Genomic DNA, 12826 nt, shown 5'->3' with positions numbered 1-12826 from the left:
GGAACACCCGGACCGGTCTTCTCTGGATGGAAGACCAATGGACGCTACGAACGCACGCGGGCTTGAAGCCATCGGCCCGTATCACGAGAGTATCGATCGCACTCACGAACCGACTCACCGCCACAGCACTGGCTCCAGCACTCGCGCAGCTGCCGACTCTGTTGTCGGGAGGTGGCGAGCATGAGCTCACGAGACGACGGGTTTGCCGTCGTGTACCCTGACGAAGACTCACAGTGGACGAGTGCTGCCGTTCTGGGAGAACTCATGGCAGGGGTGTACGAACACGGCGCGTGGGTGCAAATCCACGGTGTCGACCTCCGTCTCGCTGGAGATTCAGACGGTCAGAATGTCTGGTACGTCCATCCGCCGGACGAGCCAGATCCAGTCGAAGCGGTGAATACTCAGGCATTCCAGACTGCCAGCGCTCTGGAAGAGTATCTCAGGGACCTCGATCCAGCGAAACAGGCCGACTGAAACCAGCTTTCTCGGGGATCATCACGATCCCCGGAGAAAAGTGAGCTCTGACTCTCACACTGGTCGCCCGTGCTGTGAGGAGTTCTTGACGGGTGGTTCAGTCACTCGGAGATCATTTCCGTGAGCTTGGATCGGGTTGGTTGTATGCGTTCGTCGATCGCGTCGGTGGCGGCGAGTTGAAACCGAGACCACTCCGAATCGTTAACTTCGTCGTGCAACCGGCCGAGATAGGTGATGATTTCGTCGCGGGTGAGCCCCTGATTGGCGAACGCGATGAGTTCGGCGATGACAGCCCGCATGCTAGCGATACCGTGAAATCCGAAGATCTGATCGACCGTGTGATCACAAAAGCGGTGCCAGGGTTCCTGCGTTCCGAAGCGATACCAGAGCATGAGTGTGATGAGTCCGTCTGTGTCGCGTTCGATCTGCATGTGTACCAACGAGGGTAAGTCGACTGGTGTCTCGAACACGACCTGCAGCGTCCGGTTATCTGCCGTCGAACCAGGATTGTAGTCGCTCACCGCAGCCTGCAGTGCAGGAATCCCGAAGTAAATAGCGATGAGGTGATATATTCTGCGGGCAGTTTCCCAATCAGTCATAGTGCGTTGAGGAGTTGTAGCACGTGCCCCGCCCCGGTGGAGAGCGTCCTGCTGGATGCGACAGAGTTCAGAAACGAATGAAGCGATACACCACGAAGAATGAACCCGAAGCCGCATCCAGGGGACAGTCGGGTCGATCCATGTCCGGTCCGCGGCGTAGTCGTCGGGGAGGCAATCGAGAAGTTCTGTTCGCCGTGAGTCTGGAGCTTGGTTGAGTGCGAGCACGCCGGGAGCGATCTCCCAGTCACCGACACGTTCGAGCCCAATCAACTGTACGGGAATCGATACCTTGGTGAGGGTATAGACGCTGTCGGTGAATTCGTAGAGAACCGCGTCGACGTCTCGGCGAACGTGTGCTTGCCGGTTCAAGGGCCATCCAACGACAAGCCACTGACTGGTGTCGGCCGAGTTGGTCACAGTTCATGCTCCGTGGTCATAAGAGGTGTTCTCAGCCCTTGGTGGGATCGAACAGTCGCAGTTGCGACGTGAGGTCTCCAGTTGGAATGTAATGCGTTCATGCTCTGATGGAGGGCAATCTCGGTGCGACTCACATAAATCTAGTCACTAATTAGTAGCTGCTGGTTACTATTTAATGATCACTTATCGGATTACCGATAGCACTATCCGGCGTTTTGGCCTCAAATCACGCGTATGCGCAAGCGTGGAGAGTGGATGACGCCGATGGATGACTTGCTGTTAGAGGCGCTGGAGTCGTCGGACATGGTACTCTCCCCGTCAATCATCAGTTTCAATCTTGATTTGAGCCGCGAGGCGGTAAATCGGCGACTCCAAACGCTGGCCGACCACGGCCTTGTCGCAAAGGTCGAACGAGGTATGTACGAGATTACTGAGGAGGGGAGGGGATATCTGGCGGGCGATTTCGATGCGAGTGATGTGTGACTACCATCTGTGTATCTGGCTAGATCCTTCGTTCACCCGAACCACACGCTGCCTCCGTGAGGGCTCGGAATGTAATTGTTTGCGACGCACCTGACGTCAGTGTGGTTCCCCGCCGTTCGTTTAAGTCTCCGGAGATGTTGTTGATGGATATGGCCAGAGGAGACCGGACGGTCGATCGTACGCCCGAGAAACCGCCGCGGGGAGAAGGCGGGACTGGCGATGAACCCGGCTCGGTCTGGTTGGATCGGATCCTTACCCGCCTCGTGCTTGGTGAGTCGGCCTCCAGCGAGGAGCACAGCGGTTCGACGCCCGACGACGCTACCGATCGCGATCCGGAAAAACCGCTACCCGAAGAAAGCGGTGCATGGAACAAACGCGGCTCAAAGACTGTTGATCGGGTCATCAACTGGATCGTCACCGGTGATCCAGACATGCCGTAGCGTGCATTTCCGCGCCCGTCGTGACAGAACGGTGAATCGGCTCAGTACTACGCTCATCGATATCCTCAATGGACCCCGCTACTCTTCTACAAACTACCTTGATCTGCGCACAGGACGTCATATTCCGTATTGGAGCACCTGATGGACGCAAGTATGATACAGTGCCGGCATCCATATGACATATAACAGTGGCGAGGACACGAACTGCCCACGAGTCTATTCGGTGAAGGCTCATATCGTGCCTATCAGGCTACCTCGAGAAGCGTGAGTCAAGCTCGTTGTGAGGGAGAAACTGGTGGGTACGACGACGAAGCCCGCCGACGGCAGGCCGATGCCGACGACTCGTGATCTGTTCTGGGCTGCCGCCAGCGTTCACGCGTGGAGTCGACTCCGCTCCAGTAGTGGTTTTCACTTACCATCGCTCAGATCACTCGCTCCTCCAGTGAGTTTCCTTCGGCGGTGATCTCACGAGCACGTTCGAGAATGAGGGCGTCGTCGAGATGTTCGAGAAGCGCTCGTTGACCCGCAGTTTCGCGTTCCTCGATCTCATCCGGGCCGATGTATTGGGCGAACCGGCGGTCGATCTCGCGCTCGCGCAGAGTGGCCCACCGCTCATCGTTCATGTCGTGGTCGTCGGGTCGGTGGGTATCAGCGTACTCGCGCCAGTGCTCGCGGTCGGCCCACTTGCCGGTGAGTTCGGTCTTGTTGCGAACCCAATCGTAGTGGTCGACGAGTCCTTCGGGATGCCCGTGCTCGCGACGTATCTCGTCGAGGATGGTCAACCCGACGCGCGCGCCGCGCCCGGCGGCGACAATGGCCTGTCGGTCAGCCGCTGCCGACGGCGACGCGACATAGAGACCATCGATCGGCGTCGTTCCATCCGGTTTGGCGTACGAACGGTCGAAGTGTTCGTGTACCTCTCCGTCGTGATCGTGGCTCTCGAACAGTCCCCCATCCTCCCCACCATCGAGCGGACGGAGGTACTCGCCGCCGTAGCGTGTGGCTGCGAGGACCCGTACCGTCGTGACTCTCGCGCCCTCCTGTGGCTCGACGACGAATCCCTCGTCGACACGCTCGACCGATTCGACCATATCCGGAACGACCTCACAGCCGGCTTCCTCGGCGTGGGCGTGTAACAGGTCATAGAATGTCCCGATGTCGATTCCGGCGGGGAAGCCGGGATAATTTTCGAGATGAGCACAGCGCTGAATCGAGGAGCGCCCGCGGTCGAATACCAACGTATCGAGACCGTAGCGGGCACAGAAGACGCCTGCCGAACAGCCCGCCGGCCCTCCGCCGACGATGACGACGTCGTGGTCGGGCGTCCCAGTCGTGTCGGTCGTGCGCTCGATCTCGGTTCGGTTATCGGTGGATCTGTCGTCGGTCATGATCAGCGGTCTCCTGTGATGATCCCGGCAAGTCGTTTGCGGTCGAATAACTGTTCGCTCTTCGAGAGTTTTCCGTAGCCGGGATATGCCCCAAATTCATCGGGATAGAGTTGTTTCGCTGTCATCTCCGTCTGGAACATGTTGATGATCGGGCCTTGATACGGTGTCCCACCAACGTAGAGGTCGCTGTTTTTCACCGCGGTCAGTTCGCTACCGATGGGGTGGTCTTCGAGCAGTTCGCGCTGTCGTTTGATTAGGTTCTTCCCCTGGAAATCGCGGTACGTGATCCCGAAGTTGAAGACGATCACGTCCGGGTCGTACTCCAACAGCCCTTCGTAATCGACGGTGACGGAAGATTGGCCCTTGTAGGCCCCCGCGAACGCATCGACGACGTTCAGGTCACGGTACTGTTTCTTGCCCCACGTCTTCTCGACTTTCGATTTCGGGTTGTAAATCACCCATCCATCCCGGTTTTCAGGGTTGTATCGTCCGTTGACCAGCGCCAGTGACCGACGTTCGCTCTTCGAAGGTACGCGCGAACGGATGTCCTCGATGAACGGCTCGTACAGTTTCAAGAGCGCGTCGCTGCGTTTTTCCTCCCCGAACAGGGCGGCGTACTTCGAGATGTATTCGGGCAACGAGAGATAGGGATAGGCCTTGCCGGCCGGCCAATGAGACCAGCCGTCGACACGCTTGCGTCGGCTCTCGTTGCCGAACCACGGGGCGATGTTCTCTTGAATTTCCTTCGCCTCGCGCTTTTCGAGCCCGTAGATCGTGATGAGTGGGTTCGGGTCGGCGGCCAGCAGGTCCGGGTCGAGCTCGTACAGCACTTCTAGATCTGTGTCACGATCTTCGGTCGTGAACGGGGTGAGTTCGTCGGGTACAGGTGCCGTCACACCATCGAGGAAGTCGTAGAATCCGGTGTACCAAAAGCGCGGGTCGGCCATCCCGACCGCACCGTCGGCGTGTCCGAGCGCGGTCAGTACGTCCGCAGCGAACCCGAGACCACCGACCCACGTCGAAGGCGGTTCGTCGAGCGTGAGTTCACCCATCGGTGCCATCGTCGCTGTGTATGATCCGCCGCTTGACACTCCAGCGTTGCTCGCGTTCGCGGGCGACCCATCACCACCGTCCGTGCTGTCGTTCCGAGTTCCGGAGACGTTCGAACTATCCGTCTTACCGGGACTGCTTTCACCCGTGCAGCCGGCGAGCAATCCCGCCCCGATCACCGCTCCGCCGCCCATTTTGAGTAGGTCTCGCCGCGTCGATGCCTCGGACTCGTTTCCGTGATCTCCCGCCATGTTCAGATGTCCCCGTTGATGATATCCGCGACGTGCTGTCGATCGAACAGCTGTTCATCGCGATCGAACTCGTCGGGATAGAGCTGCCACGCGCCGCGCTCGGTCCACGCGAGGTTGATAATCGGTCCTTGATAGATGCCGGCACCACGGTACACGTCGTCGTTTTCGACGGCGGTCAACTGACTCGCCACGTCGTGGCTCTCCATGAACGAGACGAGCGTGTTCCGGAACTTCTTGCGAGACATGCGCTCGAAGCGGCCGCGACCGTCCCACATCAAGAGGATATCTGGATCAGCCTCAACCAGTGTCTCGTAGTCGATCGTCCCGCCGGAGACGTAGTAATCCTTGATTCCAGCCTCTTTGAGGGCGCTTGTGACACCGAGGTCGCGCCACTGTTTGTACGACGTCCCCTTGTTGATCGGGTAGGGATAGAACTCTTCGGGCTTGTTTGAGGTGACCATAATGATCGCGACGGATGGACGATCGGACTTCGGTGGGAGTCGTTCTTGTACCCGCCCGATGAACTCGTCATGAAGCTGCTTGAACGCCCGATACCGCTGCTCCTCGTCGAAAACTTGCGCGAGCTTCTCGAACGCCTCGTAGAGAGTGTAGTACCGATGATCATGCCACTGGAACGCTTGGGAGTAGATGCTGTTTCCAAAGACTGGCCCGACATTCTCACGAATTTCGTCCAGATCGGCCTGCTTCCACTTCGACCGACTCAACACGAAGACGGGATCAAAGACGTGAACGTCAGCACCGATCTCGTAGAATCGCTCCTTGCTGAGTGCTGACCCCCACAGTTCATCGAGATCTTTCCAGTCCACATCAACCCTGGGAATATCGTCGTAAACATGCGTGTGATACCGATTGGGTCGCCAGAGTCCCTTTGGCGGCTCCTGGCCGAGCGCGATGCCCATGTCCGCCCAGCTCCCGTTGTTCGCGATCCATGTTTCTGGGACGGTTTCGAATTCGACTTCGCCAATCGGGGCCATCGTCACTGAATACGAGTTCTCACTACCAGTCGTCGCGTTCCCGCCAGAACTGTTCAAGCTAGTCGCTCCGCTGCCTGAGTTGTTTGAACTGTTCACTCCGTCACCGGAACTACTGCCGGTACAGCCTGCGAGCAGGCCGCCACCGATGACCGCGCCGCCGTACTTCATATATTCGCGCCGCGTCGGTGTCTTGTGTTCCATGGGATTAGGCTCGCCTAAACCCACATAGCCATTTCGATTTTCGGCCGGCCAAAATTGGGACGAGTCAGTGCGGCGCACCACACCGCGGACACATCGGCGGGCCACCTTCGGGGAGCGCAAGTCCACAGTGGGAACACTCGCCGTCAGGTGCCGTGATCTCCGCGACGACCTCGTCGGTCGTTTTCCGAATCGCCTCGACAGTGCCGATTCTCTCAGCCGTCTTGACCGTCTCGTTTTCGTCGCTGAGGCCACTGGCAGTGCGGGTAAAGCGGGCTCGCTTGGAAACGAACGGTTCGTCGTCCCCTTCAAGCGTTGCGAGTGGCTCCGAGAGCGACACATCGGCTTTCGAGCGTACAAGCAGGCCGAGCGCCTCGACAGCCCGCCCTCGGACGTACGTGTTCTCGTCGGCCAGCCGTCCAACGAGCGCGTCGCTTGCCTCATCGAGTTTCTTAGGGTGCTCACAGCCGACAATCACCAGTGCCGTACAGAGGTGATAGCGCACGAGTTCGTTGTCCTCGTCGAGGTGCTCCGCAAGGGTCGACACGCTGTGGGCGAGCCTGCTGGGATTGCCCAGAGCGACATGTTCGAGCGCCTTCGCCAATTTCTCTTTCACCTCTGGTTCGTCGAACGACAGCCCGATTCTGAGGTCCGCCAGCATCTCGGGTGTGGTTGCGGAGTCGGGATGTTCGAGCGCAACGTACCCGAGTGCCTCTGTCGAACGGGCGCGCACGTAGTAGAACTCCTCGTCGTCGGCCAGTGCCGGCACCATTGGAATGATGGCATCCGGGTCGGCCTCCGCGACGGCGACGAACAGTTTGGCGGTCGTCAGTCGCACCGAGCGTTCGTCGTCTTCAAGAAGACCTTCACATGCCGGGAGCGCTGGCTCTACTGTGGTCACGTTGTCGGCTACGGCGGCTTTCAGCGACCGGAGGCACGCCTTGCGGGTCTCGACAGCGGCCGATGGAATGGTCTCAGCAAGTGTGGTGATCTCCTCGCTGTCTTCCTGTTCGAGCGCCTCACCGAGCGCTGTTCGTAGCGACGAGTCTGAGTCTGCATCACTCCTCATATCAGATCGCGTTGTTCCCGATGCGCTGATATTCAACGAGAGGCAGGAAAACAGTTGTCCCGACTTCGAAAGGTGGCGGACATGGCGACCGAGGGTTGATATATCATCGGCGTTTACGCTCGTTAACGATGAGTTCAGAGACAACAGATAAGCATATCCGGGTGCCTGCTCGGGTTCATGACCGAGTCAAGGCACTGAAGCGGGATGACGAAACGATGGGAGAGGCGGTTGACCGTCTCATCGGCGGGTATACGCTGCTTGATTTCACAACCGAAACTGAATCGATCGACGATGAAGCTGAGCGAGCGGAACTGAAAGAGGCTTACGACGAATATACTGGAGAGCTGGAGCAGACGATGATCCCGGATGATACTTGATACGAACTTTCTCATTGCCCTCCGAAACAACGATGCGAGCGCCGAAGCCAAGGCAAACAAGATCGAATCGACAGGACTGGTGCTCCGTCTCCCGTCTATCGTCGTCTGGGAGCTTTACTTCGGGGTTGGAGCAGGCACGGACACAGTGTCGAACCAACGGGCATACGAGAAACTCATCGCCAACAAACCAATCGTCTCGTTCGATGGGAACCTCGCCCGGCGAGCGGGTACCCTGATGGGAGTCCACCGAGCGAGTGATACGAAACCGGCCCTCGATCCCGGGGATTCCATTGTCGCTGCGACCGGGCTGAAGTACGGCGAACCAGTCGTCACGGACGATAGCGACTTCGAGGCGATCGATGGATTGCATGTCGAATCGTACTAATCGATGTAGACCTGCCGGAACAGGACGGACACACGAGTGCTGAGGATTGGATACCTCTCGAAAATCCTCGAACGTTTCGTGTAACCGAAGCCGGACTCGCTGTCGGACGTCCACTCCAGCACCGATTCAAGCCGTGGTCGGCACTCGCAGGGCATTCCCTGACTGACGATGCGCTTGTTCTTCAAACGGCCGCGTGGTGGCGACCAGCGTATCGATCCGATCGTGACGACATCGAGAACTTGGATACCGTGGTTGCTTCGCTGAGAGCGTATTCAACACCCGTCGATGATACGAGAGATGGCAGTGGTGTGTAGAAATTCACCTTCCGAACCTCTGGCATCACGCGACCGAACACATATGGTAGCATCGCGGAATACGATTGTGTGAGCCACAGTATCGCTGAGAAGAGAACCACTCACGAACACGATTCGGTTCCAACAGCATTCTGTTCGTGGACTGGCGGCAAGGATAGCTGTTTTGCGTGTTACCGGGCGATACAAGAATACGATGTCGATGTGTTGGTCCACATGGCGGTTCGCGACGACACTCGACCGGAGTTTGATGCTGTCGATGAGATACTATCTGCACAGGCCCAAGAAGTCGGCATTCCTCTCGTCCAACGACGAGTGACGTGGAACACTTATGAGGAGACGTATCGAGAGACGCTTTCGACCCTCGATTCCGACTACGGCATTTTCGGAAACGTCGAAGGTAAGGATCAGCGTGGCTGGGTCGATAACCTATGCGATGATCTTGACCTAACATCGGTCTATCCTCTCTGGGACGAGGATCCTGTTGAACTCTATCGAAACTTCATCAAATGCGGGTTTGAGGCCCGTATAGTGAAAATTGATACTGAGCGCGTTGCGGATCAGTGGCTCGGAGCGTCGCTTGATGAGGAATTCCTCGATTACCTGCTCTCGCACGATCTCCATCCGATTGGTGAGTTCGGTGAATATCACACTCTCACGGTTGATGGCCCGCTGTTCGAGACCCGGATTCCCCTACACATCACTGGTTGCACGACTCGCGATAGCACATTGATTGCAGATGCTGAACTTGGCGAGTAGCTTCCCGTAGCGTGTCATAGAGCGCGCTCACACGTCGAGGTTTTCGTCATCAACGACGTCTGCCAGCGACGCACCAGAGTCATCGAGCGAGAAGTGCTCGTGAACGACCGGTCGAAGCGCCTGGAGAATCAGTTCGGCTTTGAGCTCGGGGATACCGAGATCGTCGGCGACGAGACGATGGGTAGTTTCGCCCTGCTCACGAGCGATAGTGTGGGAAAGCGCAGTTGCGAGTCCGTGCACGCCGTGGCGATCGATATACGAGTCGATGGTGTCGTCGATTGGTCGACGCGCGACTGCGGCGATCAGGGCGGGCGAGATGGTGTACTCACGATCGTCGTTGGTGGTCAGGGTGAGTTCGATTTCGTTGGCTGCGTACCGCTGTGGCTGACCGTCTGCCGTAGGAGTGAGAACACCAGCATCGGTGAGCCGATTGACGTAGTTGTAGGCGGTTCCCTGTGCGAGATCCAGTTCGTCGATGAGTTCGCTGGCAGTTGCTTCACCCTCCCGATAGAAGAAATCATAGACACGAGCGAGTTGGGGCTGTTCGAGGAGATCAGCGATAGAGAGGAAATCGCGAATGATTTCTCCTTCCTGCCGTGAAGCTGTCCGTGACATAGTTGAAACGCGTGTTTACAGATTATACACAATCTGGAATAAGCCTGTCGGTCGGCTGAGATTCTATGAACCAGCATATGGTGTATAGTCAGTAATATTGACTCTGGACAGGCTGACGTAGCTGTAATCGGCGGAATTAGCGGTTTTGCCGTTTACTCGTGCTTAGTCCAATAAGGACGAGTAGTTTTATCCGAAGCCCTGCCCTCCCCCACAGCGTACCAGATGTCACGACCCAGAACCACGGTTACTCGCCCAGAGAACAGTGCTCGAGCCAGCGAACGCAACGGAGGCGCGTAGCGTGGTACGGATCGATGCGGTCACCGAGGACTTCCTGACGGACAAGGGCAAAGGCCAGGGTGGCGAGAGTGGCAATTACCGCCAAGACGCGGGCCGAGAGCTCGATCGGTTCGTCGAATTCCTCGTCGAGCACGAAGACAGTCCGACGACGTTCGACGAGTTGGACTCCGGTCACCTCCGCGAATACGCACGTCACCTTACTCGTCAAGGCTGGACTGCAGGTACAGTGCGCACCTACTACGCGTATATCTCGGCGTTCTGCGGCTGGGCCGTTCGTGAAGGCCACCTCGCCGAGAACGTCGCCCAGCGGCGCAACGCAACCGAACCCATTCCCGACGACGGCGGTCACAAGAGCGGCGACCAGCAAGCATGGTCCGCCGAAGATCGCCAGCAACTCACCTCCTTCGTCGACGAGCAGGCCAGCGCTGCGATCGACGACGTCGGTGAGGACCGAGAAGCAGCGATCAAAGCCTGCCGCGACCGGGCATTGGTCTATATCCTCTCGTATTCTGGCGTGCGTGGGGCGGAGATTCTTCGTGATCGGAGTGATGAGCGTCGGCAGGGGCTTCGGTGGGAAGACGTCCATCTCGGGGATCGCTATGCGACGGTCTTCGCGAAAAAGCAGCGCCTCGACGATCGAGGTCTTCCCGAGCCAGTACTCCATCCACTACAAATGTACCAGAAGGTGCTGGATGCACCGAGCGAGAGCTGGCCAGTGTTTCCCTCGTTTCATCGTCCGACGCTCTCTCAACGGGTGATGGATACACTAGATCGACGTGGATACACTGGTATGGAAATCGAAGAGATGCGCGCCGATCGCTCGCTGATTGAGGTTTGCGTCGAGTACGACATCGAACCACCGTCGATAACGACCGACGCTGGTCGGCACGTCCTCAAACGTCTCTGTGAAGAGGCGGGAATCGAACTCGATGACGGCGAGGAATATCTGATGCCTCACGGTGCCCGACGTGGTGCTGGTGAAGTCCTTGTGCGTACGTCAGGACATGCGGCCGCCGCTCGTGCGCTCGATAACTCCGAGGAAGTGGTTCGTGAGCATTACTCGCACATCGAAGCTGGCGAACTCGCTGATCAGATGACCAGCGCCTTCGAAGAAGCCGATCAGCAGACAGATTCCTGAAGTAGGCGTTTTGCACATGGCCAATCCGGCGGAAAAGCGTAAATTCACGGTCTATCGAAGAGTATCTCGAATATTGGTGCCGGTCGAACCCGATTCCCAGAAACACCAATTCGAACACACGCTTGGGGGTCTACCGCTCCTCTTCAAGCAGGTCAGTGATCCATGTCATCGCCGCCATCGCTTGCGGATAGCCAAGGGTTGTAATGGCGAGTACGGCGGTGTGCTGTAATTTCTCGGACGAGATGTCCTCTTCACGCGCCCTTCGTATGTGCGAGTGGACAGCTCCTTCCGATTGCGCACCAACGGCAAGCGCGAGTTTCACGAGTCGCTTCGTCTCGTCGTCGATGGGACCGGCCGCCGAACAGGCTTTCCCGAGATCAGCATATGCTCCCCCACGTCGGGATGACGGTCGGCGAGATCCCCAGCCGTCGAGGGCAACTCCCCCGTACTGTCGATAGTATCGTTCATGCGCTTACCTCGTCGGGCTGCATCACGTTCTTCATCCGACGGTGTCGGCGGAGCAGTCCGACGTTGTCAGCAACCCGACCGACGAGGTCTCGAAACGTCGCAGCAGTCTCACCCTCGCCAAGCACAATGGGTTTACCGTCATCACCGTCAACGCGAACCTGCGGGTCGAGTGGGAGTGCACCGAGATACGGCAGTTCGGTCTCCTCAGCGAGTGCCTCACCGCCGCCGGCCCCGAAGACATCGTGAGCGCTCCCGCAGTCAGGACAGACGAACGTTCGCATGTTTTCGACGACTCCCAACACAGGGGTATCGAACTTCCCGAATGCACGCATGCTCCGGCCGGTATCGTCTGTCGCCACTGATTGGGGCGTGGTGACGACAAGTGCACCCGTCACGGGAAGATTCTGGAGGACAGTCATCTGGATATCACCGGTGCCCGGCGGTAGGTCCAGAATGAGGTAGTCGAGACCGTCCCACGCGACGTCGTCGAACAGATCGGTCAGCGTACCATGGGCCATCGCACCGCGCCAGATGACCGGTTCGTTCTCACCGACGAGTGAGCCTACACTAGTCAGTTTCACGCCGTGGTTTTCGGGCGGGATAATACGGTCCTCGCCGTCTCGCTGTTCCACTTCGGGAGTGCTGTCGATGCCGAGCATCCGTGGGGCGTTCGGCCCGTAAACGTCGGCGTCGAACAGCCCCACTTTGGCACCGCGATCGGAGAGACCTGCTGCGAGGTTTGCAGCGACCGTCGATTTGCCGACGCCACCCTTCCCAGAGGCGACGGCAATAACGACATCGACACCCGGAAGCACATCGGTAGCACCAGCCTTCCGCTCAGGCGTCGCCGTCAAGCTCGCATCAAGATTGGCCTCGCCAACAACGCGGCGGACCTCGTCGGCAATGCGCTGCTCGGTCGGCGAATGGACCGCACCGAGTGAGAGGTCGATATGGGCAGTGGTATCGACGATCGCTACCTCTCGGACGATACCGGTCGTCACGATATCGCCGTCGAGGTCCGGGTCGTCGATGCTACGGAGTCTGTCGCGCAGGTCGTTGGAATCGATGGTGTCTGTCATAGCGGATTTATGTGTGATCGGAGTCAGTGCGCG

Annotated in this window: 14 protein-coding genes and 1 pseudogene; 7 read left to right on the top strand and 8 right to left on the bottom strand. The window is 58.2% G+C overall.

All coding sequences use genetic code 11. The features are described 5' to 3' along the window. The first annotated feature begins 180 nt into the window (after nt 1–180). Nucleotides 181–474 carry a hypothetical protein gene (locus MUK72_RS20145; protein WP_244707280.1) on the top strand — a complete coding sequence of 98 codons (294 nt, stop codon included), beginning with the start codon at nt 181–183 and terminating at the stop codon, nt 472–474. Between the two features lie 101 nt (nt 475–575). Here MUK72_RS20145 and MUK72_RS20140 read toward each other — a convergent pair whose 3' ends face one another. Next, nucleotides 576–1073 carry a hypothetical protein gene (locus MUK72_RS20140; protein ID WP_244707278.1) on the bottom strand — a complete coding sequence of 166 codons (498 nt, stop codon included), beginning with the start codon at nt 1071–1073 and terminating at the stop codon, nt 576–578. A gap of 651 nt (nt 1074–1724) precedes the next feature. Between MUK72_RS20140 and MUK72_RS20135 the strand changes: the two genes are divergently transcribed. Together MUK72_RS20135 and MUK72_RS20130 are read left to right on the top strand one after the other, a co-directional pair. Continuing rightward, complete coding sequence (locus MUK72_RS20135; RefSeq protein ID WP_244707277.1) at nt 1725–1973, top strand: winged helix-turn-helix domain-containing protein; 249 nt, start codon at nt 1725–1727, stop codon at nt 1971–1973. Nucleotides 1974–2122: 149 nt separating this feature from the next. Beyond that, entirely contained in the window at nt 2123–2413 is a 291-nt protein-coding gene (locus tag MUK72_RS20130) for a hypothetical protein (protein ID WP_244707275.1), read from the top strand. A 422-nt stretch (nt 2414–2835) separates the two neighbouring features. Here the strand turns inward: MUK72_RS20130 and MUK72_RS20125 are convergent, their stop codons facing one another. The 4 genes from MUK72_RS20125 to MUK72_RS20110 all read right to left on the bottom strand — a co-directional run bounded on the left by MUK72_RS20125 (nt 2836) and on the right by MUK72_RS20110 (nt 7364). Next, nucleotides 2836–3801 carry an NAD(P)/FAD-dependent oxidoreductase gene (locus tag MUK72_RS20125; RefSeq protein WP_244707273.1) on the bottom strand — a complete coding sequence of 322 codons (966 nt, stop codon included), beginning with the start codon at nt 3799–3801 and terminating at the stop codon, nt 2836–2838. Between the two features lie 2 nt (nt 3802–3803). Next, complete coding sequence (locus MUK72_RS20120) at nt 3804–5102, bottom strand: ABC transporter substrate-binding protein (RefSeq protein WP_244707271.1); 1299 nt, start codon at nt 5100–5102, stop codon at nt 3804–3806. Nucleotides 5103–5104: 2 nt separating this feature from the next. Beyond that, nucleotides 5105–6298, bottom strand: coding sequence for an ABC transporter substrate-binding protein (locus MUK72_RS20115; protein WP_244707269.1), 1194 nt, complete (start codon nt 6296–6298; stop codon nt 5105–5107). Between the two features lie 64 nt (nt 6299–6362). Then, nucleotides 6363–7364, bottom strand: coding sequence for a HEAT repeat domain-containing protein (locus MUK72_RS20110; RefSeq protein WP_244707267.1), 1002 nt, complete (start codon nt 7362–7364; stop codon nt 6363–6365). Between the two features lie 128 nt (nt 7365–7492). Between MUK72_RS20110 and MUK72_RS20105 the strand changes: the two genes are divergently transcribed. From MUK72_RS20105 to MUK72_RS20095, 3 genes are all read left to right on the top strand, one after another. Further along, nucleotides 7493–7741, top strand: coding sequence for a hypothetical protein (locus MUK72_RS20105; protein ID WP_244707265.1), 249 nt, complete (start codon nt 7493–7495; stop codon nt 7739–7741). Further along, entirely contained in the window at nt 7731–8126 is a 396-nt protein-coding gene (locus tag MUK72_RS20100; protein ID WP_244707263.1) for a PIN domain-containing protein, read from the top strand. The genes MUK72_RS20105 and MUK72_RS20100 overlap by 11 nt, the downstream gene beginning before the upstream one ends. Nucleotides 8127–8509: 383 nt before the next feature. Continuing rightward, a complete protein-coding gene (locus MUK72_RS20095; protein ID WP_244707261.1) occupies nt 8510–9196 on the top strand; it encodes a Dph6-related ATP pyrophosphatase in 687 nt (228 codons plus the stop codon). Nucleotides 9197–9223: 27 nt separating this feature from the next. Here MUK72_RS20095 and MUK72_RS20090 read toward each other — a convergent pair whose 3' ends face one another. Then, entirely contained in the window at nt 9224–9811 is a 588-nt protein-coding gene (locus MUK72_RS20090; protein ID WP_244707259.1) for a winged helix-turn-helix domain-containing protein, read from the bottom strand. A 298-nt stretch (nt 9812–10109) separates the two neighbouring features. Between MUK72_RS20090 and MUK72_RS20085 the strand changes: the two genes are divergently transcribed. Continuing rightward, nucleotides 10110–11246 (top strand): tyrosine-type recombinase/integrase, encoded by a 1137-nt coding sequence (locus tag MUK72_RS20085; protein ID WP_244707258.1) that lies wholly within the window; start codon nt 10110–10112, stop codon nt 11244–11246. Between the two features lie 130 nt (nt 11247–11376). Here MUK72_RS20085 and MUK72_RS20080 read toward each other — a convergent pair. Together MUK72_RS20080 and MUK72_RS20075 are read right to left on the bottom strand one after the other, a co-directional pair. Then, nucleotides 11377–11714: pseudogene (locus tag MUK72_RS20080) on the bottom strand (carboxymuconolactone decarboxylase family protein). Further along, nucleotides 11711–12781, bottom strand: coding sequence for an Mrp/NBP35 family ATP-binding protein (locus MUK72_RS20075; RefSeq protein ID WP_425311107.1), 1071 nt, complete (start codon nt 12779–12781; stop codon nt 11711–11713). The pseudogene MUK72_RS20080 and the gene MUK72_RS20075 overlap by 4 nt, the downstream one beginning before the upstream one ends. Between the last annotated feature and the right edge of the window lie 45 nt (nt 12782–12826).

It is taken from the genome of Halococcus dombrowskii (assembly GCF_022870485.1).
Taxonomy (GTDB): Archaea; Halobacteriota; Halobacteria; order Halobacteriales; family Halococcaceae; genus Halococcus; species Halococcus morrhuae.
Note: the sequence above shows the minus strand (reverse complement) of the source record. Positions and strands in the feature narration are given on the sequence as shown.